This is a genomic window from Listeria grayi DSM 20601 (assembly GCF_000148995.1).
Lineage (GTDB): Bacteria > Bacillota > Bacilli > Lactobacillales > Listeriaceae > Listeria > Listeria grayi.
Map to the genome: position 1 here is coordinate 295,359 of NZ_GL538352.1, position 21,087 is coordinate 316,445.

The 21,087-nt window shown below is 41.1% G+C and carries 23 protein-coding genes and 2 tRNA genes; 22 read left to right on the forward strand and 3 right to left on the reverse strand.

The window, feature by feature from the left end:
* Positions 1–46 precede the first annotated feature (46 nt).
* The 4 genes from HMPREF0556_RS01600 (at position 47) to HMPREF0556_RS01615 (ending at position 2,944) form a co-directional block, all read left to right on the forward strand.
* The gene (locus HMPREF0556_RS01600) at positions 47–2,227 is read left to right on the forward strand and encodes a Tex family protein (RefSeq protein WP_003754854.1); all 2,181 of its coding nucleotides are present in this window, start codon (positions 47–49) and stop codon (positions 2,225–2,227) included.
* Positions 2,227–2,688: a SprT family protein gene (locus tag HMPREF0556_RS01605; RefSeq protein WP_003754856.1), complete on the forward strand. Its 462-nt coding sequence runs from the start codon at positions 2,227–2,229 to the stop codon at positions 2,686–2,688. The genes HMPREF0556_RS01600 and HMPREF0556_RS01605 overlap by 1 nt, the downstream gene beginning before the upstream one ends.
* 70 nt (positions 2,689–2,758) lie before the next feature.
* Positions 2,759–2,831 (forward strand) — tRNA-Asn (locus HMPREF0556_RS01610).
* Positions 2,832–2,856: 25 nt separating this feature from the next.
* Positions 2,857–2,944: transfer RNA gene (locus HMPREF0556_RS01615), tRNA-Ser, on the forward strand.
* 148 nt (positions 2,945–3,092) lie between these two features.
* On the opposite strand, the gene HMPREF0556_RS01620 is transcribed toward HMPREF0556_RS01615, so the two are convergent.
* A complete protein-coding gene (locus tag HMPREF0556_RS01620; protein WP_003754857.1) occupies positions 3,093–3,704 on the reverse strand; it encodes a hypothetical protein in 612 nt (203 codons plus the stop codon).
* Between the two features lie 293 nt (positions 3,705–3,997).
* Between HMPREF0556_RS01620 and HMPREF0556_RS13115 the strand changes: the two genes are divergently transcribed.
* The 13 genes from HMPREF0556_RS13115 (at position 3,998) to coaA (ending at position 14,489) form a co-directional block, all read left to right on the forward strand.
* Complete coding sequence (locus HMPREF0556_RS13115; protein ID WP_003754861.1) at positions 3,998–4,252, forward strand: DUF2977 domain-containing protein; 255 nt, start codon at positions 3,998–4,000, stop codon at positions 4,250–4,252.
* Between the two features lie 282 nt (positions 4,253–4,534).
* The gene (locus HMPREF0556_RS01625) at positions 4,535–4,819 is read left to right on the forward strand and encodes an NfeD family protein (protein ID WP_003754863.1); all 285 of its coding nucleotides are present in this window, start codon (positions 4,535–4,537) and stop codon (positions 4,817–4,819) included.
* Between the two features lie 13 nt (positions 4,820–4,832).
* The gene (floA, locus tag HMPREF0556_RS01630) at positions 4,833–5,774 is read left to right on the forward strand and encodes a flotillin-like protein FloA (RefSeq protein ID WP_003754864.1); all 942 of its coding nucleotides are present in this window, start codon (positions 4,833–4,835) and stop codon (positions 5,772–5,774) included.
* A 33-nt stretch (positions 5,775–5,807) separates the two neighbouring features.
* Positions 5,808–6,206, forward strand: coding sequence for a hypothetical protein (locus tag HMPREF0556_RS01635; RefSeq protein WP_003754866.1), 399 nt, complete (start codon positions 5,808–5,810; stop codon positions 6,204–6,206).
* A gap of 131 nt (positions 6,207–6,337) precedes the next feature.
* A complete protein-coding gene (locus tag HMPREF0556_RS12975) occupies positions 6,338–6,628 on the forward strand; it encodes a DUF3116 family protein (protein WP_003754868.1) in 291 nt (96 codons plus the stop codon).
* Between the two features lie 98 nt (positions 6,629–6,726).
* The gene (locus HMPREF0556_RS01645; RefSeq protein ID WP_003754870.1) at positions 6,727–7,230 is read left to right on the forward strand and encodes a dual specificity protein phosphatase family protein; all 504 of its coding nucleotides are present in this window, start codon (positions 6,727–6,729) and stop codon (positions 7,228–7,230) included.
* Positions 7,231–7,245: 15 nt separating this feature from the next.
* Positions 7,246–8,601 carry a glutathione-disulfide reductase gene (gorA, locus tag HMPREF0556_RS01650; protein WP_003754872.1) on the forward strand — a complete coding sequence of 452 codons (1,356 nt, stop codon included), beginning with the start codon at positions 7,246–7,248 and terminating at the stop codon, positions 8,599–8,601.
* A gap of 31 nt (positions 8,602–8,632) precedes the next feature.
* Entirely contained in the window at positions 8,633–9,313 is a 681-nt protein-coding gene (locus tag HMPREF0556_RS01655) for a histidine phosphatase family protein (protein WP_003754874.1), read from the forward strand.
* A gap of 36 nt (positions 9,314–9,349) precedes the next feature.
* Entirely contained in the window at positions 9,350–9,850 is a 501-nt protein-coding gene (locus tag HMPREF0556_RS01660) for an effector binding domain-containing protein (RefSeq protein WP_036106118.1), read from the forward strand.
* A 102-nt stretch (positions 9,851–9,952) separates the two neighbouring features.
* A complete protein-coding gene (locus HMPREF0556_RS01665) occupies positions 9,953–11,413 on the forward strand; it encodes an NAD-dependent succinate-semialdehyde dehydrogenase (RefSeq protein ID WP_003754876.1) in 1,461 nt (486 codons plus the stop codon).
* A gap of 186 nt (positions 11,414–11,599) precedes the next feature.
* Positions 11,600–12,532 (forward strand): permease, encoded by a 933-nt coding sequence (locus tag HMPREF0556_RS01670; RefSeq protein WP_003754877.1) that lies wholly within the window; start codon positions 11,600–11,602, stop codon positions 12,530–12,532.
* Positions 12,533–12,547: 15 nt separating this feature from the next.
* Positions 12,548–13,384 carry a TIGR03943 family putative permease subunit gene (locus HMPREF0556_RS01675; RefSeq protein ID WP_003754878.1) on the forward strand — a complete coding sequence of 279 codons (837 nt, stop codon included), beginning with the start codon at positions 12,548–12,550 and terminating at the stop codon, positions 13,382–13,384.
* A 184-nt stretch (positions 13,385–13,568) separates the two neighbouring features.
* The gene (coaA, locus tag HMPREF0556_RS01680; RefSeq protein ID WP_003754879.1) at positions 13,569–14,489 is read left to right on the forward strand and encodes a type I pantothenate kinase; all 921 of its coding nucleotides are present in this window, start codon (positions 13,569–13,571) and stop codon (positions 14,487–14,489) included.
* 52 nt (positions 14,490–14,541) lie between these two features.
* Here the strand turns inward: coaA and ltaS are convergent, their stop codons facing one another.
* On the reverse strand, positions 14,542–16,551 hold the full coding sequence (ltaS, locus tag HMPREF0556_RS01685; protein WP_003754880.1) for a lipoteichoic acid synthase: 2,010 nt from the start codon (positions 16,549–16,551) through the stop codon (positions 14,542–14,544).
* A 218-nt stretch (positions 16,552–16,769) separates the two neighbouring features.
* Between ltaS and HMPREF0556_RS01690 the strand changes: the two genes are divergently transcribed.
* The 5 genes from HMPREF0556_RS01690 to HMPREF0556_RS01710 all read left to right on the forward strand — a co-directional run bounded on the left by HMPREF0556_RS01690 (position 16,770) and on the right by HMPREF0556_RS01710 (position 20,489).
* The gene (locus HMPREF0556_RS01690) at positions 16,770–17,399 is read left to right on the forward strand and encodes a DNA-3-methyladenine glycosylase (RefSeq protein ID WP_003754881.1); all 630 of its coding nucleotides are present in this window, start codon (positions 16,770–16,772) and stop codon (positions 17,397–17,399) included.
* 59 nt (positions 17,400–17,458) lie between these two features.
* A complete protein-coding gene (locus HMPREF0556_RS01695) occupies positions 17,459–18,124 on the forward strand; it encodes a class A sortase (RefSeq protein WP_003754882.1) in 666 nt (221 codons plus the stop codon).
* A 93-nt stretch (positions 18,125–18,217) separates the two neighbouring features.
* Positions 18,218–18,946 carry an MBL fold metallo-hydrolase gene (locus HMPREF0556_RS01700; RefSeq protein WP_040486380.1) on the forward strand — a complete coding sequence of 243 codons (729 nt, stop codon included), beginning with the start codon at positions 18,218–18,220 and terminating at the stop codon, positions 18,944–18,946.
* Between the two features lie 19 nt (positions 18,947–18,965).
* Positions 18,966–19,961 (forward strand): lipoate--protein ligase, encoded by a 996-nt coding sequence (locus HMPREF0556_RS01705; RefSeq protein WP_003754886.1) that lies wholly within the window; start codon positions 18,966–18,968, stop codon positions 19,959–19,961.
* Between the two features lie 69 nt (positions 19,962–20,030).
* Positions 20,031–20,489, forward strand: coding sequence for a GNAT family N-acetyltransferase (locus HMPREF0556_RS01710; RefSeq protein ID WP_003754887.1), 459 nt, complete (start codon positions 20,031–20,033; stop codon positions 20,487–20,489).
* On the opposite strand, the gene HMPREF0556_RS01715 is transcribed toward HMPREF0556_RS01710, so the two are convergent.
* Positions 20,481–21,086, reverse strand: coding sequence for a TVP38/TMEM64 family protein (locus HMPREF0556_RS01715; RefSeq protein WP_003754889.1), 606 nt, complete (start codon positions 21,084–21,086; stop codon positions 20,481–20,483). The genes HMPREF0556_RS01710 and HMPREF0556_RS01715 overlap by 9 nt on opposite strands.
* Position 21,087 lies beyond the last annotated feature (1 nt).

Sequence of the window (21,087 nt, forward strand, 5' to 3'; positions counted from 1 at the left end):
TATCTATGCTAAAATAGAAAAGTACTACCAACCAGGAGGCTTAAAAATGAATCAAAATACGCAATCTATCCAAGCATTGCTACATAAGCAATTACAACAATTCAAACCAAAACAGATCGATGCAGTCATTCGTTTGATGGAGGAAGGAAATACCGTTCCTTTCATCGCCCGTTACCGGAAGGAAGTAACCGGTAGTCTGGACGAAGTAGAAATTAGAGAAATCGAAGAAGCGTATGCTTACACGACCAAATTAGAAGGTCGAAAAGAAGAGATCATTCGTTTGATCGAAGAACAAGGAAAACTTACTGACAGTTTACAACAGGAGATCCAAACTGCGACCAAGCAGCAGACTTTAGAAGATATTTATCGACCATATAAAGTAAAAAAACGCACAAAAGCTACTATTGCCAAAGAAAAAGGATTGGCATCGCTGGCAGATTGGTTGCTGACTTTCCCAGTAGATCAAGCAGTACTTCCTGAAGCTGCCAAGTATATTGACCCGGAAAAAGAAGTTGCGACAGCAGAAGAAGCACTTGCTGGCGCTCATGAGATCATTGCTGAACTAGTCAGTGATAATCCCAAATACCGGACCTGGATCCGCGACTTTACCCGCAAATACGGGCTGATCACCTCGACTGTGAAAGATAAAGAAAAAGATGAAAAAGCAGTCTATGAAATGTATTATGAGTTTCAAGAAATGATCAATAAATTAGCATCTCACCGGACACTTGCTTTTAATCGCGGAGAAAAAGAAGGCGTTCTTCGCGTCGGTATTCAAATCGATACGATTCGCGTGTTCGATTATTTAGACAAGCAGATCATCCAAAACAACAACTCAGAAGCAGCACAATACGTGGATACTGCTATCAAAGATGCTTACAAACGTTTTATCGCTCCTGCAATCGAACGAGAACTCCGCGGTGAATTGACAGAAAAAGCAGAGGAACATGCCATCCATATTTTCGCGGAAAACTTGCGTAAACTATTGCTACAAGCACCGCTTAAAGGCAAATATGTCCTAGGTGTCGATCCAGCTTATCGTACAGGTTGTAAATTAGCTGTGCTGGATCCGACTGGGAAAGTCTTGACCATCGGCGTCATCTACCCACACACCGCAAAAGCCCGTCGTCCAGAGGCGAAAGAGAAAGTAATAGAATTGCTTCGTCAATTCCCAATCGAAGTCATTGCGATCGGAAATGGAACGGCTTCCCGTGAAACGGAACAATTTATCGTGGAAGTATTAAAAGAAAGTAGCAGCAAAGCATTTTACTGCATCGTCAATGAAGCAGGGGCAAGTGTTTATTCGGCAAGTGAGATTGCCAGAGAAGAGTTCCCTGATTATCAAGTCGAAGAACGGAGTGCGGTTTCGATCGGACGCAGACTCCAGGATCCGCTAGCAGAATTAGTCAAGATCGATCCTAAATCTGTCGGTGTTGGGCAATATCAGCACGACGTCTCACAAAAAGAGCTGAACGATACCCTTACGTTCGTTGTGGAAACAGCAGTAAACCAAGTTGGCGTAAATGTAAATACCGCATCTGCTTCTTTATTGCAGTACGTTGCTGGACTTAATAAAACAGTTGCTGGGAATATTCGTAAATACCGCGAAGAAAACGGTGGCTTCCATTCCCGTGCCGAATTGAAAAAAGTACCACGACTAGGAGCGAAATCCTATGAACAAAGTGTCGGTTTCCTCCGTATTTTAGAGGGCAAAAATCCGCTTGATAAAACAGCGATCCACCCAGAAAGTTATGATGCTGCAAAAGCATTACTTCAAGAAGCAGGTCTTGGCTTAGAGGAGATCGGCACGGAAAAAGCAAAAACCGCTTTACAAGCGATCGATGCTGCAGCCGTTACTGATAAACTCCAAGTCGGCAAAGAGACGATTCAAGACATCATCGCCAGCTTGATCGCTCCCGGGCGTGATCTGCGTGAGGAATTGGCGATGCCGCTGCTCAAAAAAGACATCGTGAAAATGGAAGATCTAAAACCAGGAATGGAATTGCAGGGAACTGTCAGAAACGTTGTGGATTTTGGGGCTTTCGTCGATATTGGCGTAAAACAAGACGGTTTAGTCCACATTTCCAAATTAAGCAAACAATTTATCAAGAACCCAATGGATGTCGTTTCAGTAGGCGATATCGTTACTGTTTGGGTCGAAGAAGTCGACTTGAATAAAAATCGGATCGCATTGACTCGCTTAGCACCAGAAGGCAAAGCGAAGTGATGACGAATACGGAACTGCAGCGACACATGGAAGCCGTGTCGCTGCAGTTTTTCAAGCGGCCCTTTACGCATCAAGCCCGCTTCAATGCCAGACTGCGAACGACCGGCGGCAGATATCTGCTCGCTTCTCATGCGATCGAAATGAATCCCAAATATTTAAATGCCTATGGTCTGGACTATTTTACAGCAATTATGCGCCATGAACTTTGCCACTATCATCTTCATTTAGAAGGCAAAGGCTATCAACACCGTGATACCGATTTTCGGCAACTTTTGAAAGAAGTTGACGCACCACGTTTTTGTCATGCCTTGCCGGAAGAGAAAGCGGGACATCTTTATCAATGTCTGACTTGTAAGCAGAAGATTTTTCGCCAAAGACGATTTGATGTGAAAAAATATCGCTGTGGTAATTGCGGAGGGAAATGGAAATATTTACAAGAAACCACTATTAAGCCTTCTTGAAACACTTGCTTTTTATTCTTGAAATCTTTATAATAAAAAAAGTCAGAGCAAAAGCGCTGATAGCGATTATTCCACAGTAGCTCAGTTGGTAGAGCAATCGGCTGTTAACCGATCGGTCGTAGGTTCGAGTCCTACCTGTGGAGTCCTTTTTGGGAAAAATGTCGTTTTGGGGAAGTACTCAAGTGGCTGAAGAGGCGCCCCTGCTAAGGGTGTAGGTCGAGAAATCGGCGCGAGGGTTCAAATCCCTCCTTCTCCGTTTTATAGGTTTGATTAGTACAGGTTATCTTTTTAGAAATGGCTTTAAATAGCCGTTTTGTAAAGATAGTCTGTATTTTTTATTTAGTTACTTTATATTAGTTTTGAAAAAGTTTGCCATGAAAATAAAAAGAGACCTGCAAGGTCTCCTATAAATCTGATAGTTTTTTTACCATTATTTTTAATTCATTTACTGATTCAAATTGTTCAATAAGGCTGAAACCTTGATTTTCATAAAAGGAAATAATTTTAGGATGATTTTCACATTCTAAATATAATATTCGTCCACCACTTAATTCATAAGATTCTTTTACTTTTTCATACGATAAAGCGATTAAGTCATTTCCAGTAACGCCTCTAGCTTTTTTTGATATTTCATTATAATTTTTGCCTAGCTGACCTAGTAAAAAACCGTTAATTTGATAATTTTGCTGATCAGTTTTGTGTCCCATACCCATCAATCTTTTTTTTAATGATGTAGATAATTTATTGAAAAATTTTTTAGGTATGACAAGAGGCTTATTTGTGATCGAAAAGTATCCACCTAGATAGGGTAGGTCATTGTAATCGCTCATAACCAAATAAGTTCTTGCCATATCCATCTTTTCATATTGTATTGCTTTATTATGTAAAAATGATTCTACATCGCTTGCCCCATGTGATAGGGAATTGCATTCAAAAGAATAGAGGAGGGTTTTTATATCCTCCTCGCTTCTCCCTGATATTAATAATTGACGTAGTGGGATAGTATTTAAAGACATACTCCCACCTACTTATTTAAGAAAGCATTCATTATACTATCGATAGCATTAGAATCTTTTATGGTTTTATGTGGTTTTTTAATTACTATATCTTTCTTTTTAGATGTCTCAATTGCGTAAAGTAATTTTGAAGCGCTTTTTGTATTAAACTTAAAATCTGTCTGGAAACTTTTTGTTGCCACAATTAATCACCTCAATCTAAAAAAATAAATCCATTACAATAAGGATTTATTTAATTTTATTATAAATAATAGACATCAATTTGCCTACGCATTAAGTATAGCACAATTTTAATGAAATTCAATATAATTGTACTTAATAAAAATCACTTCCCCGACTACAACCAAACAAAGCTTCCAGAAAGGGCTGTTCCTGCTAATTTCCGCAGTGATTTCAAGCCAAATCACTTCATCTACAACGGCAACAAAATCATTGTAAACAAGTTGTATCAAGAACCCAAGCAAAGTGTTGTCGATGTATACTACCGATTCAAAGACTACTTCAAAATCAAGCTGGAAAGTTCCGATTGGTTATCGGCTTCTATGTAGACAATGGCAAAACACGATTGGGAAATGTCCGCACAAGTTCTTTTTAAATTAAATAAAAAAGTCCTCGCGGTATATGCGGAGACTATTTAAATAGCCTTTTGTTAAGCGTATCCAACCCCTCCTTCCCCGTTCTAAAAAAGCCCTTTTTTCAACAATTTTATTAAAAAAGCTCAGGAATTCACTAAATTCATTTAAAATCGATAACATTACGTAAAATACTTGTAATAAACTGAATTTTCGTGTTAAGGTTGTAGTATAAGCCCGAATAGGTAGGTGATAGGGATGGCAAAAGATTTCTCAGAAGATGAAGTCGTTTATGGCGAAACATGGGGGCTCGTGCATCGCGGCGTTTTGGAAGATACCGACATTGAAAGAATGAAAGCGTTACGAGATAAAGTAGTCGGTAAAGAAGGAATAGCAATTACTACACTGAAGCCGATCGGCAGAGTGGAAATTGAAGGAGAAGAGTACGAAGCACGTCTCAAAAGCGGCTATTTAGATAGAGGCTCTGCTATCAAAGCAATTGCTATCGATTTCGGCTATGTATTAGTTACAAAATTAAATTAAAGGAGGAACAAATATGATTTTAACAGCACCGCTCATTATTACTGTAATACTCGTTATCATCGTTTTACTTATTTTCTTCAGTCTGGTCCCAGTAGGATTATGGATCAGCGCACTATCTGCTCGTGTACGGGTGGGACTTGGAACATTGATCGGGATGCGTCTTAGACGAGTTGTCCCTTCTCGTGTCGTAAAACCACTTATCAAGGCAGTAAAAGCCGGATTAGACTTAGAAGTAAACCAATTAGAAAGCCACTATTTAGCTGGTGGGGATGTAGATAATACGGTGGACGCGTTGATTGCTGCTCACCGTGCCAATATCGAATTGGATTTCAGCCGCGCAGCAGCGATCGATCTAGCTGGTCGTGACGTTTTGGAAGCTGTCCAAACTTCCGTTACACCAAAAGTCATTCGCACACCAGAATTTACAGGTGTTGCTCAAAATGGGGTAGAAGTAAAAGTAATCACACAAATCACTGTTCAATCCAATATTGAACGTATCGTCGGTGGTGCTGGAGAAGATACAGTCATCGCGCGTGTCGGGGAAGCCGTTGTTTCTACTGTCGGTGAAACCGCCGAACATACCGATGTATTAGAAAATCCGAACAGCATCTCTAAAAATGTCCAAGAGCAAGGTCTTGGAGACGGTACCGCTTATACGATCCTTTCGATCGACATCGCAGAAATGCGTATCGGTGATAACATCAAGGCGAAACTGGATATCGAAAAAGCCAACGCCGATATGGAAGTTGCTCAAGCAGCGGCTTCAAAACGTAAAGCAGAAGCAATCGCGTTGGAACAAGAAAACCGTGCGGCAGTTGTTGCAGCGGAAGCAGAAGTTCCACAAGCACTTGCTGAAGCACTTCGCAATGGTAAATTAGGCGTAATGGATTACTACAAAATGGAGAACGTCCAAGCTGACACAAGCATGCGCGAATCCATTGCAGATGATGAGTAAAATCCTGGTTAATCAGAAAGAAGGCGATCTGGATTGTCTGAATTATTAGATCTAGCAGGAAACGGCTGGCAGATTGTTATTATCATTATCGCGGTCATCAGCTACGTTGTATCCGCTGCGAACAAAACAAAAGATAAGAAACCTGATGCACATCAGCAGGCGAAAAAGAACAATACTGCTCGCAGTAAAGCCAACCAGGCTGCTGCACGAAAACAAGCAACGAAACGACCAACTATACAAACAATGACACGTAAACAAGAAAAGTTGTTAAAAGACATACGTCAAGAATCAGACGTGATGACAAGGCCAGGTCGAACTGCTGCAAGCAAAAGCAAAAATGTTCTTCGTCAAGAGTTTGGTTCTTCTAAAAAGCTGAAACGAGCAATGATCTTAAAAGAAGTTTTAGATAAGCCGGTATCTCTGCGTAAATAAGTTCAACAATCATAACAGTAAAAACACTGAAAAAATGGTATGTTTCTTTTTGCTCAAAAAAAGGAAACAACCAAGTAGGTGTTTTTACTGTTATTTTTAACATTTAAACTAGGAGAGAGGGGAGACCCAAGATGAAAAAGCCCAGCATACCGCTACTGATACAAATTTTCACTGCTATCAACCAAACCAATATAACAGTTGGAGCGCTCACTTTTGAGAATACCAATCAAAGCAGTCTGGATGATTATACTAAAAATGATTTGCTCTACGCCGTTTATTGGCTGGAGTCCAACGGTTATATTTTGCGGCAGGATTCATCGGCTACCCTCAGCAAAAAATACCGGATATCCCCTCAAGGGAAGATCCTACTAGCAGATATCCTTAACGAAAATATCCGCAGCAGTGAAGATTTACCAAATTGAGATCATAAATTTACAAACCTGGCTTTTGGTAATGAGGACAAAGAATGTTAAAATAGTAGTATAATGTTGTTCAAGGCAAACGGAAAAGGAGAATAGTTGTGGCTAGTTTTATCAATAAAGATAAGCGGCAAATTGAATTTGACCCCTACCAACTACCAATTGTTGCCTTGCCCGAAGTAGTTGCTGTTAATTTTAAACCGTTCACGTCAAATGCGATCATGATACGCATCGCGGATGTAGATAAAGACTTCAAACCATTGCGTGATAAAAGTCGATACATCGATGTACTTCCTATTCATTTTAATGACATTAATGAAGGCGATGATTACTGGGGGTTGAGCGATAAAGAAAAAGCAGATATGGTGTTGTTCAGCAGCATGCATGTCAAAGTGATCTACGACTTTGTCGATAAATATGCAGATGCCGAGCAAATCGTAGTCCACTGCAATGCTGGCGTGAGTAGAAGTAGCGCAGTAGCAATGGGAATCGCCAAGCATGTGAACGATGAAAAGACATACGCAAAATTAAAGCAGATCAAACGTTATTTACCAAATCCGCGGGTTTTAGCACTCATGCGCGGAGAAACATTTACTCAATGGTAGAAAGGACGAGAAAATATGGAACATGTATACGATTATGATTATATCTCTATCGGAGGAGGAAGCGGCGGGATCGCCTCCATTAACCGGGCAGCGATGCACGGTGCGAAATGTGCCCTTATCGAACCTAATTATTTAGGCGGAACATGCGTAAATGTTGGCTGTGTTCCTAAAAAAGTAACTTGGTATGGTGCGCAGATCAATGAATCTCTAAATAAATATGCTGCTGATTACGGAATCGAAGCAAGCCATAAAATTTCTTTTGAGAAATTGGTCGCTAATCGAGATGCATACATAGAGCGAATCCGCGGTTCCTATAAAAACGGTCTCGATAGCAATAGTGTCGAGTGGATCAAAGGTTATGCTAGCTTTATTGATGCCCATACGATCGAAGTAGATGGTAAACAGATCACGGCTGAACACATTCTGATCGCGACTGGCGGGCAACCAATCTATCCGGAAATCAAGGGTAGCCAGTATGGCCAGACTTCCGATGACTTTTTTGATTGGAAGACTTTACCGGATCGTGTAGCCATTGTTGGTGCCGGTTATATTGCCGTGGAACTTGCAGGATTATTAGAAAGCTTTGAAGTAGAGACCCATTTGTTCGTTCGAAAAGAGCAGCCGCTTCGCAAATTTGATGCTCTATTATCGGAGACACTGACAGAGATAATGGATAAATCGGCACTGCACTTACACAAACAGGCAGTTCCAAAAGAAGTCGTCAAAAACGAGGACGGCAGCTTGACGCTTTACCTCGAAAACGGTGAATCACAAACTGTCGATGCGCTTATTTGGGCGATCGGTCGCAAACCGCATTTTGACAAATTAGCTTTGGATAAAGCGGGAGTGAGATTGACGGATAAAGGGTATATCCAAGTAGATAAATACCAAAATACGACTACTGAACATATCTATGCTGTTGGGGATGTGACTGGGAAATTCGAACTGACTCCGGTGGCGATCGCTGCTGGAAGGAGATTATCCGAGCGCCTATTTAACGGCAAACTTGACGAACATTTGGAATATGAAAATATCCCAACCGTCGTCTTCAGCCATCCAGCCATTGGCACAGTAGGATTGACAGAAGCAGAAGCGATTCAAAAGTACGGGGAAGAAGATATCCAAGTATATCAATCCAGTTTCACTTCCATGTACACCGCGATCACAGAGAACCGTGAACCATGCAAGATGAAACTAATCTGCCAAGGCGAAAACAAACGTATTGTTGGACTGCACGGCATCGGTTATGGAGTTGATGAAATGATCCAAGGTTTTGCAGTTGCGATCAATATGGGTGCGACCAAACAAGACTTTGACCGCACCGTAGCAATTCATCCTACTGGAGCAGAAGAATTCGTTACAATGCGCTAAGTACTAAAGGGAAAATGGGAGGTAGCTAAACATGACAAAAAAACTTTCTTTATACTTTGTAAGACACGGACAGACTTATTTGAATAAAAACTTGCGGATCCAAGGCTGGGCAGATACACCACTTACGCCAGAAGGGATCGAGGTCGTCAAGGCAAGTGGAAGAGGGCTTGCAGATACAGAATTCGTTGCGGCCTACAGCAGCGATCTACATCGTACGATCGCCACAGCCGAATATATTTTAAAAGAAAACAAACATGGCTTCGGGCTAGTTTTAGAACCACTTAGCGAATTCCGTGAAACTTTCTTCGGCTCGCTAGAAGGTGAAGTCGGTACAGTGGCTTGGGATAAAATCGCCAAAGCAAATGGTTACGCCTCGAAAGAAGACCTTGAACAGCGTGCAGATGTTAGACAAACTATGAACGCGACAAAAGCTGCCGATCCAACAGGAGATGCGGAAGACTTTATGGAATTCTGGTCTCGCGTTGAAAAAGGCTTTCTGCATGTGATCAATCGCCATCGCGAAGAAGGCGGCAATATTTTGATCGTCGCTCACGGCAACACGATCAAAAATATCGTCCATGAGTTGGAGCCTTCGATGGACCCATCTGTCGTACTTGATAATGCTAGCGTTACCGTACTTACTTATGAAAACGGCCTTTTCAAGCTAGATAGACTCAATGATACTAGTCACTTTCAATACGACGAAGTATAATTAGAAAGAAGAATAACCTTGAAGGAGTGGATGACAATGGCAATTAGCAGCATTCGATTAGAAGAACAAGAAGGATTTTCCTTATTAGCAAAACGAAAACAAGAAAATGATTCCACGATATTAGCAGATATTTCTCAATTTGCGGAGGAAAACGGTCCTTATATTGTCACCGATGAACTATACCATGTTGTCATTCATGATCTGGAAGAAGGGCTGCGTGATTATTACGCGGTACGGATCAAGCATGATCTTCCTGAAAAACCGGAAGAAATGGAAGTGCTCGATGTGCCGTCTTTTACGTATTTCGTGGCAGAGCATCAAGCGGACACCCCTGTGGAAGAGAGTTACGATCATTTGCAGAAGCACATGGAAACAACCAAGTACCGTCCTTATATAACCGCTCAGTCACCACTTTCCGATCCATTTCCTTTGAAAATCGAGATTTTGCAAAAAGATGGTAAGATCTATACCGAAACTAGTAAGCGGGACATTCTGATCCCTGTTCAAAAAAGTTTATATAATGAAGAGATCGAGTAGAAGGAATGGGCAACCATTTCTTCTTTTTTTGCATAATAAGATTAAAAATCTATATTCGTGGAAAACACTAGGTAGACACATTTTTAGAAGGAGTGAACGAAATTGAGTAAACCAAACTTACCAAACGTGAAAACCCAATTATTTATAGATGGAAAATGGATCGACGGAGATAAAAAAGGAACCAAAGCCGTGATCAATCCAGCAAATGGAGAAACACTTACCGAAGTAGCTCAAGCCGGGGAAGCGGAAACAACACGCGCGATCGAAGCTGCCAAGAAAGCATTTGGCGGATGGAAAGAGTTAGAATTAGCGAAACGGGTCGCGATTTTAAATAAAATCGGTGATTTACTAGAAGAGCGCGCAGAAGAATTAGCCCCGATCATGACTTTAGAACAAGGGAAACCACTAAAAGAATCAAAAGGTGAGTTTCTAACCGGAGCAGCAAACTTTCACTGGGCAGCAGAGGAAGCACGACGTCTGTATGGCGAAACAATTCCTGCTCCCAATAATCATGCCTATATCGTGAAAAAAGAGCCTATCGGGGTCGTAGGAGCGATCACACCATGGAATTTCCCAGCTGGGATGGTAACAAGAAAAATCGCCCCTGCTTTAGCAACCGGTAATACAGTTGTCTTGAAACCTTCCGGTGATACACCGTTATCCGCCCTTGCTATCTTTGAACTTTTTGAAGAAGCAGGTCTACCTAACGGCGTAGCCAATCTAGTGATGGGAAGTTCCAAAGAGATCGGGAAGACACTGACAGATAGCGACGATGTCCGCAAACTCACCTTCACTGGTTCCACTGCGGTAGGGCAAACACTGTTTGAACAATCTGGTCAGACTTTAAAAAAATTGTCGCTTGAATTAGGTGGACATGCCCCATTCATCGTTTTTGCCGATGCAAATATCGACGATGCAGTAGCAGGATTGATCGCTTCTAAATTCCGTAATAACGGTCAGGTTTGTATCGCCCCAAATCGGATCTTCGTGGAAGCTTCTATTCTTTCTACTTTCCAAGAAAAATTGGTAGAGAAAGTGAAAAACCTAAAAGTCGGAAATGGCTGGGATGAAGTAGACGTAGGGCCACTTATCCGCGAAGATGCAATCGATAAAATCGAGGATCAATTAAAAGATGCGAAAGCCAAAGGTGCCGAAGTGCTTGTCGGTGGTAAAAAAGCGACAGGTGACGTACTGGAAAATGGTAACTTCTATCTGCCTACTATTCTAGGTAATGTAACACGGGATATGAACATTTTCTATGAAGAAACATTTGGTCCGGTCGTACCGCTTATTACTTTCGAGACAACGGAAGAAGCAATTAAACTGGCTAATGATTCGGAATTTGGTCTAGCTTCTTATTTCTACACGAAAGATCTTTCGCGCGTGGAACAAGTAAGCTCCGGACTTGAATATGGGATGGTCGGTGCCAATGAAGTAGCGATCTCTAATCCGGAAACGCCATTCGGAGGAGTGAAACATTCCGGCTTTGGTCGTGAAAATGGGCATTTTGGCATGGAAGAGTACTTGCAAGTTAAATTCGTCAATCTAAAATACCGTGACTAAGCGGTTTATAATATAAAAAAATGCTGACTGCCGATTTCCGGTAGTCAGCATTTTTTTAGGTACTTTCCTCCTAAAAGCGTGAAAGCCGTGCCATTCTGCTTGCTTTCAAAAAAAAATAGGACTAAAATCAAATAGTTATCAAAAATGGATTGTAGTTAGAATCTCGCAGAAAGAAGGATTATACGTTTGTTTACGCATTTACCTCATTCATTTTTACAAATGAATACGATTTTTATTTCTATTTTGATTGAAGCACTGCCTTTTGTATTGATCGGTGTCTTCATTGCCGGATTTATTCAAATGTTTATTTCAGAACAGTTTATTGCCCGCATTATTCCTAAAAATAAATTCCTTGCCGTTATTGTCGGTTCCGTCATCGGTGTGTTCTTTCCTTCTTGTGAATGTGGTATCGTCCCGATCGTACGAAATCTGATGCTAAAAGGCGTTCCGCTTCATGCAGGGATCGCGTTTATGCTCACTGCACCGATCATCAATCCGGTCGTCGTCTTCTCTACATACGTTGCTTTCGGCAGCACTTGGGAAATGCCGATCTTGCGGATCGTTGGGAGTCTAGTCGTTGCGATCATTGTTGGTAATGCGATTGCTTATTTTTACAAGGGAACTGGACTAAAAGACCGGTTTTTACGCGTAGAAGAAGCAGTTCATGAGGAGACACATCCACACGAACATCATCACCATCATAAGCTATCATTTAGCCAAAAAGTTTGGCATACGCTGCAACATGCTGTTGATGAATTTTTTTCTGTCGGAAAGTATCTGGTGTTTGGAGCTCTCCTTGCAGCGGCAATGCAAACCTACATAAAAACATCCACACTTAGCGCGATCGGACATGGCCCAGTACTCTCTATCTTATTGATGATGGTACTTGCCTTCCTACTATCGCTTTGTTCCGAAGCGGATGCTTTCATCGGTGCATCATTCCGCAGCGTCTTTTCGACCCAATCGATCGTTGCCTTCCTTGTTTTTGGCCCAATGCTAGACATCAAAAACCTATTGATGATGGGAAGTACATTTAAAGCAAAATTCATTCTTTATATCGTCGCAGGGGCGACAGCCGTTGTCTTCTTATATGCACTATTATTAATATTTATCGTTTAGAAAGGGGGATATCCCATGTTTCGCGTCTTTATTTTACTCGGATTCGGTTTTTACCTGATGCAGCTGCATATCAATGGCGAAATCAGTAAATATATCAATATGCGGTACTCCTATTTATCTATCGCAGCAATGATCGCAGCTTTTCTACTAGGGATCATCCAGCTGATCATGGTATTCCGCGATGAAGATATTGAAAAACATGAGCATCATGGTCATACACACGAAGGCGAAAATCGCTGGTGGAAAAAAATCATTGTTTACGGCATGTTGCTTTATGCACTGGCAGCTGGATTCTTAGTGCCAGTAGCGACCCTCGATTCAACGATCGTTTCTGCCAAAGGCTTCCATTTTCCTAAAAACAATGCAGCCGGTGACGATCCATTCGCTCAGAATCAATTTCTACGGCCAGACACCAGCGGCTATTTCGGAAAAACCGATTATGAAAAAATGATGGAAAAAGAAAAAGCTTCCATCATCAACCAAGATACAATCAAAATTACCGATAAAAATTATTTAATGACTATGGAACTGATTTATAATTATCCCGGCGAATTTGAAGGGAAAAACATTGAATTTACCGGTTTCGTTTATAATGACAAAGTGACTAACGATAACAATCTGTTCCTATTCCGCTTCGGTATCATCCACTGTGTGGCGGATTCAGGTGTTTACGGCATGCTCGTCCATATGCCAGACGACGCAAAGTACAAAAATGATACTTGGGTAAAAGTATCCGGAAAACTAACAGAAGAGAACTACGCACCATTTAAAATGAACATTCCAGCACTTCAAGTAACCCATTTCGAAAAAATCGACAAACCGAAAGATGTCTATGTCTATAGACAATTTTAAATGATATTTTCTAACACGGAAAAGGACTTTGCCAGTAGGGGAAAGTCCTTTTCACTTGGTGATCCAGCGCTACTTTCGAAGTTTTTATTTCTAAGGTATCAAGACTTGCAGTTTCAAAACGAGTCATGTATGCTATAAAAGGAATAAATCAAGCAGAACAGACGACAAAGGACGGACTGAACCTATGAATGACGATAAGAACTATTTTCATTTTAAAAGAGAAATGTGGCAGCATTTAGAAATCAGTGAAGACCAGCTGCTCACGGCGGAAGAATTGGAAGAAATCCGGGGATTGAACGATCGGATCTCCTTAGAAGACATTTCAGAGATTTATTTGCCGCTGATAAAATTGGTTGCTATGGAATATCATGAAGCAATCTTTATTCATGAAGAAAAGCTTCGTTTCCTGCAAAAAAAGGAAACACGCGCTCCATTCATTATTGCCTTAGCTGGAAGCGTCGCTGTTGGAAAAAGCACGACCGCCCGGGTATTGAAATTAATGCTCGATCGCTGGTTCTCCAAGACGCGCAAAGTGGAATTGATCACGACAGATGGCTTTCTTTATCCCAATAAGATTCTTGAAGAAAAGGGGATCATGGATCGCAAAGGGTTTCCAGAAAGTTACGATAAAGAAAGATTTGCTGCTTTTTTAAAAGAATTAAAGCAAAATAAGCCTACAATCGATGTGCCGATGTACTCGCATTTTACTTATGATGTTCTAGAAGAAACGCGAACGATCGAACGCCCAAATATCGTCATCATTGAGGGCATCAACGTGCTGCAGGCGGATATTCAGGCGAATATTTTTCCTAGTGATTTCTTCGATTTTTCCGTATATATGGATGCGAAGGAAGAAGATATCAAACGTTGGTACCTCGAACGCTTTTTCATGCTGCGTGAAACGGCTTTTCAGGACGAAAGTTCCTATTTCCATCCCTACACGAAGATCAGCACGAAAGAGGCGGAGGAGTTCGCTTTGGAGGTCTGGGATACGATCAATGGCGTCAATTTGAAAGAGAATATCGAAAAAACCAAGTACCGTGCCAATGTTGTGTTGGCAAAAGGAGCCGATCATTTAGTTTCGGATATTTACCTGCGAAAATAAGAATTAAAAAAAACGGCGTGAAGTTCATGAACTTCACGCCGTTTTTTATTTATTATTTTTTCGTATCGGTTTTCTCGGTAGGTTTCTTTTTATCGAAATCTTTATCTTTGCTTGGGTCACCTTGGATTTTCTTGTTGTAGTTATAGTCATCCGGATTCACTTTATCAAATCCTTTTGGTGCATAGAAGCGAAGCAAGTCGCCGGCCAGAACGGAATCGGAAAGTTCTAGTTCTTTAGATACTAAATCTTTTGTTTCCGTCATTTCTTTCGTAGGATCCTCAATTGGTTGACCGTCGTTTTGGTTATAGAATTTACCGCCGATCATGGAGTAATCTTTCGAAATAAAGTCACCGTTACGGAATGGAACGAGCTGTTTATGGTCTTTCGAAAGCAAGTCCGTACCGAATTGCAAGTAATCTTTATTATCGATGCCTACTAAGTGTTCCAACGTAGGTAGCAAGTCGATCTCGCCACCATATTGTTTTTGGATACCGCCTTTGACACCAGGAACATGGATCATTAGAGGAACACGTTGCGCTTGTGCATTTTGATAAGCATCGTAGTCTTTCCCTAAGATCTTGCTCATTGCTTCGGAGTGATTGTCAGAAATACCATAGTGGTCACCATACATCACGATAACGGTATTGTCATAAAGTCCTTTTTTCTTCAAGTACGTCATGAAATCTTTCACGGATTCATCAAGATAACGAGCCGTTTGGAAATACGTATCAACCGATTTATCACCAGTATCAGCCGGTGCGATCGTTGCTTCCTTATCATCGATCGGATAAGGGAAGTGGTTCGTTAGCGTAATAAATTTCGTGTAGAAGGGTTGTTTCAAGTTCGAGATGTATTTCTCGGATTCCTTAAAGAATGGTTTATCTTTCAGTCCATAATTGGAAACATCTTCATCATTCATATCATAATAGTTAGCATCGAAGAAGTGATCATAGCCAAAGTGTTTATAGATCTCGTCACGGTTCCAGAAACTCTTATAGTTACCATGGAACACAGCAGAAGTATAACCATGTTGACCAAAGATCGCTGGCGCAGACTCATAAGTGTTTTGGCTCTTCGATGTAAAAGCAGAACCTTGTGGTAGTCCATATAAGGAATTTTCCAGCATCATTTCGGCATCGGAAGTTTTCCCTTGACCAGTTTGATGGAAGAAATTCGTAAAGCTGAGTGTATTCTTATCCTTAAAGAACGAGTTCAAGTACGGCGTTACTTCTTCACCATGCAGTTTATAATTGATCAGGAACTGTTGGAAACTCTCCAAGTGGATGTACATGATGTTCATCCCTTTTGCTTTTCCAAAGTAGATCGAGTCCGGTGCTGCATGTTTTGATTTTGTATAATTGAGTACTTTTGTTACATCGCTACTGTCTGCCAGTGCACGTTCTGTAGAAGACTGTGTACTCTTGACTGCATCATAGATCTGGTAGTTCGTCATACCCAAATACTTCACGATGTAGTTTCTGTCAAATGTTCTTGTCAAAAGTTGCGGACGGTCGATTTCTGCAAGTCCTAAGTTTGCTAAGAACATCGCGATACCGAGTGTCAGTACTCCGACTACTTTTCTTGCACGGATGCGAGCCGTTTTATCTGGTTTTACAAAACGGAAGGCAAGTAACCCGATCAAAATCAGGATATCGATAAAGAAAAGAAAATCATGTGGACGTAGTAATGCAGAAATACTGCCACCTAGATCCCCAAAGTTTTGCATTTGTTTCGTATTTAAGTTAGGCAATGTGATGAAATCGCTGAAGAAACGATAATAAACCACATTGGCGAACAAAACAAATGTCAATAGAAAATCAATAACGATCATCCAAATGAAAGAACGGCGTCCTTTCGCAAATAGTGCTAGACCAAAGAAAAAGACGGTCGCACTGATTGGATTTATAAGTAGTAAAATATTTTGCATCAAGTTTTCAATACCTAGCTTGAAATCAAGCTGATATGCCATATACGTTTTCAGCCAAAAAAGTATGACGGCTAGAATAAAAAAACCATAGTTTTTACTCAAAAAACCTTGGATTTTTCCTTTCCTATCCTTCATGTTACACCTCTCCTAAGCGCTAATTAAAGCTATATTATATTTTTTCCCTAAGCTAAATAAAAAAAGCAGTTCTTTAGTCACCTAAAATTCCGCCCAATTCCCATTATCTTATATTTTACCATACCTCCGCAAAAAAAGAAAAGAATAAAAGCATTGGCTCCGATAGTCGTCATTTAAACGCTTTTTTGATACACTCGGGTAGAGAGGTGAAAACAGAAATGGAGTCAAAAATAACTGCAGCATTTTTTCAAAACCGAACAACAATAGAAGTAGCACGGGATCTACTGGGAACGGAACTAGTCCATATCACCCCACAAGGTGAGTTCGCGGGCTATATCGTAGAAACAGAAGCATATCTGGGACCAACCGATCAAGCGGCACACAGCTTTCGGAGTTTGCGGACAAAGCGAACCGAGATCATGTTTCACGAACCGGGACGGATCTATACCTATCAGATGCATCGCCAAGTACTCCTGAACTTCATCACGATGGCAGAAGGAATCCCTGAGGCAGTTTTGATCCGCGCCATCGAACCATATACCAATGAACTTCAAATGGAAGCAAATCGAAACGGTAAGCACGGCATTGAGCTTACTAATGGACCAGGCAAATTAACACAAGCTATGGGAATAAAGATGGACGACTATGGGAAAAGTCTTTTTGATCATTCGATTTTCTTACGCTCTGGCAAAACGCCTGCTGTAATCGCAATGAGCAGCAGGATCGGTGTTCCTAATAAGGGGATGGCAACGCATTATCCACTGCGATTCACAGTTGCCGGCAATCCCTATTTATCTGGTAAGAAGCAACTTGCCACAGCTAACAATGGTTGGTTGGAACTTCCTTAGAAATAGTTGTTTTCTAAAAACGATTCCGCTATAATGAAAAAAGCTAGAAGGAGGAAATAATGGTAAAAAAAATAATTGCAATTATCTTGTTGATCATCGGAGTATTATTGATTTTATCTCCCTTTTTAAAAAATGAAATTGTTAAATATACGAGTCAGCATAATAAAATCACAGCGTTCACGGCAAAAGATATTGAAAAGAATAACCAGAAAAAAGCAGAATTCGATTATGACAGTGTTCAGCTGCCCTCCATGCGAAATGTCGCAGAAGGAGCCATGAAATTTGATAAAAAAGCCGTAGTTGGTGCGATCGCGATTCCTTCCGTCGATATTGATTTACTGATCTTAAAAGGAACCAATACTGCGAATCTATTAGCAGGAGCCACCACTATGAAGCAGGAACAAAAAATGGGAGCAGGCAATTATGCGCTTGCCGGCCACCATATGCGCCGGGAATCGATCTTGTTCGGCCCACTTATGCAAGTAAAAGCAGGTACAAAAGTTTATCTAAGCGACCAAAAATACATTTACACCTATACGATCGATTCAACAGAGATCATTCCGGATACCAATGTGGAAGTGCTTGATGAAACGAAAGAGGCAACGATCACATTGATTACCTGTGACAAACCGACAGAAACGGATAAACGCTTTGTTGCAACTGGGAAATTAACAAAAAAAGAAGCTATAGCTGACAGCTCCGCAAGTAAATATTTCCAGCAATAATGAACCGGATCAAGACCATTTGCAAAAGTGGTTTTGATCTTTTTTTTATTGTATGATAGGGGTAAGCATAATAAAAGAAAGGAAGTAATTCACATGAAATTGACTGTATTCGGGCAATGGGGCGGCTATCCAATTGCAAATGAAGGAACATCCAGCTATTTAATAGAAGAAGATGGTTTCCAATTGCTGATGGATGTCGGCGCCAGCGCGGTCTCCATTATGCAGAACTATACGCAGCCGGAAACGATCGACGCTGCGATCATTTCTCATTATCATCCTGACCACATTGCCGATGTGGGTATCTTGCAGCACATTCGATTACTATCCAAACAAACACCGAAACCGGAAGTTTTACCGATTTATGGTCATCAAGAAGATGAAAAGTACAAACTGCTGGCGATGGAGGGTGTGACAGAATTCCGCGCATATTCCGGTAATGAACCGATTGAGATCGGACCATTTAAAATAACCTTTCTAAAAACGATCCATCCAGTTCCATGCTACGCTTTCCGAATCGAAGCAGGAGGAAAGGTACTCGTCTATACAGCAGATAGCGCTTACCAAGAGAGTTTTATCCCATTTGCTGATAAAGCGGATCTGCTGATCACTGACACAAATTTTTTCCAAGATATGGCTGGAAAATCAAAGGTTCACATGGCGAGCACAGAAGTGGGAGAATTGGCACAAAAAGCTGGAACTAGACATCTACTTTTAAGCCACTTGCCGCAAGTCGGTGATTTAAGTAAACTAAAAGCAGAAGCAGAGAGTAAATACTCTGGTAAGATCACCATTGCGACCAAAGGCTTGACGATCGAAATTTAATAAAAAAGGGGAGAAAGAGATGTATTTTGTCGACAACAACAATGAAAAAGACCCACGTATCAATTTAGCGATTGAGGAATTTATTTTAACAGAGCTGGAATTAGATGAACCAGTATTGCTGTTTTACATCAATAAACCATCCATCATCATTGGCAGGAATCAAAATACCGTTGAAGAGATCGACACCACATATGTCGATAATAATGATGTCATCGTTGTTCGCCGATTATCCGGTGGCGGCGCAGTGTATCATGATGAAGGGAATCTGAATTTCAGCTTCATCACAAAAGATGACGGCGATTCCTTCCATAATTTTGCTAAATTTACGCAGCCGATCGTAGAAGCTTTAAAACGGCTCGGTGTCAATGCCAAACTGGAAGGGCGCAATGATCTATTGATCGACGGCTATAAAGTTTCTGGAAACGCTCAATTTTCAACCAGAGGAAAGATGTTTTCTCACGGAACATTGATGTTGGATCTGAATTTAGATCACGTAGCGGCTTCGCTAAAACCGCGTAAAGATAAATTTGAATCAAAAGGAATCAAATCTGTCCGCAGCCGCGTAGCCAATATTTCACAGTTCTTAGACAAAAAGTTGACCACAGAAGAATTCCGCGATCTATTGCTCTTGTATATCTTTGACGTCGATCATGTAGAAGATGTGAAAGAATATAAATTAACGGAAAAAGACTGGCAACGTATCCATGAGATTTCTAAAGCTCGCTATGCGAACTGGGATTGGAATTATGGCAAATCACCTAAATTCAACTTGGAACGCTCCAAACGATTCCCTTCTGGAAGCTTAGACGTACGCTTAGATGTGGAAAAAGGCACAATCGAAAACATCAAGATTTTCGGCGACTTTTTTGGGATCGGCGATGTAGAGGATATTGAAACAAGATTGACAGGTGTCGCTTACAAACGGGAAACATTGGAAGAAGCATTATCCGACATAGACGTACCACATTATCTCGGAAAAATCACAGCTGAAGAATTCATTGATTTGATTTATTAATCGGAAATAGTAACCTGGCATCACTGGACAAGACGGTGCCAGGTTACTATTGTAAGGAGGACTAAATATATGGAACTACAGATTTTTCAAGGAAAGACAGAAGAAAAGCAACAAGTAGAAAACTACCTATTAGAAAACACAGAATTTACTGCTCATCCCAAGGAACTGATCGGCAAAGACAAGCCGGAGCGCGCATTGATCAAAATCATCGTCGATCAAGAATTAGTAGGATTTTTTGCCCTTGATGAAAATGCAATGACTGAATTTTGCGGGGAAGCGCATCTCGTGATCCGAGCCTTATCGATCTCCGAAGCGCACCGCCGCAAATACTACGCGAAAGAAGCTTTGGAAGCATTACCGGCATTTGTAGGCCAGCATTTCCCCAAAGCAGAAGTGCTTATTTTAGCAGTCAATCACGCTAACGAAAACGGTCAAAAGCTGTATCAGAAAGTCGGCTTTCACGATACGACCCAACGCAAGATCGGAAAGCTCGGCGAACAATTTATCTTTAAAAAGGCACTAGGCTAAGTCTTTACGGGACATCCATTTTTCTAGTCGTTTACCAATCAGCCAAAGAACGAAGACGCTGATAATCAAAATAGCTGCCTTCACAGGTTGGTGGATAATGTTTACAAAGTCAAACCCAACATAGCTGATAGCAAACACCTTGATCAGTTTGCCGCTTACAAGGGCAAGCAAAAAGGGGAGTACACGGATTTTTGATAAGCCGGCAACCACATTTACCGCAGATGAGGGAGTAAAAGGCATTACCAGCAAAATGAAAATCGGTGAGAATCCGTGGCGTTCGATCCATTCCATTACCCGCTTAATAGCAGGATGATTGGTAATAAAGCTTAGAAAACGAGTCTGCCCGTATTTTCTTGCAAGGACAAAAACACCAAAACTGCCAAGTGTCGCTGCTAAGAAAGAAATCAAAAATCCGCCGAAGAGACCGTAAGCATTCACATTAACGATCACAAAAGCAATAAACGGCAGAAAGGGTAGGAATGCTTCAATAAATGGCAATCCGAACGCAAACAACAGACCAAAAGAACGGTATTTATCGAGTAGCACTGTGAGATTATCGGCACTGAAAAAAGCCATAAGATGATGCCACCAGTCCATA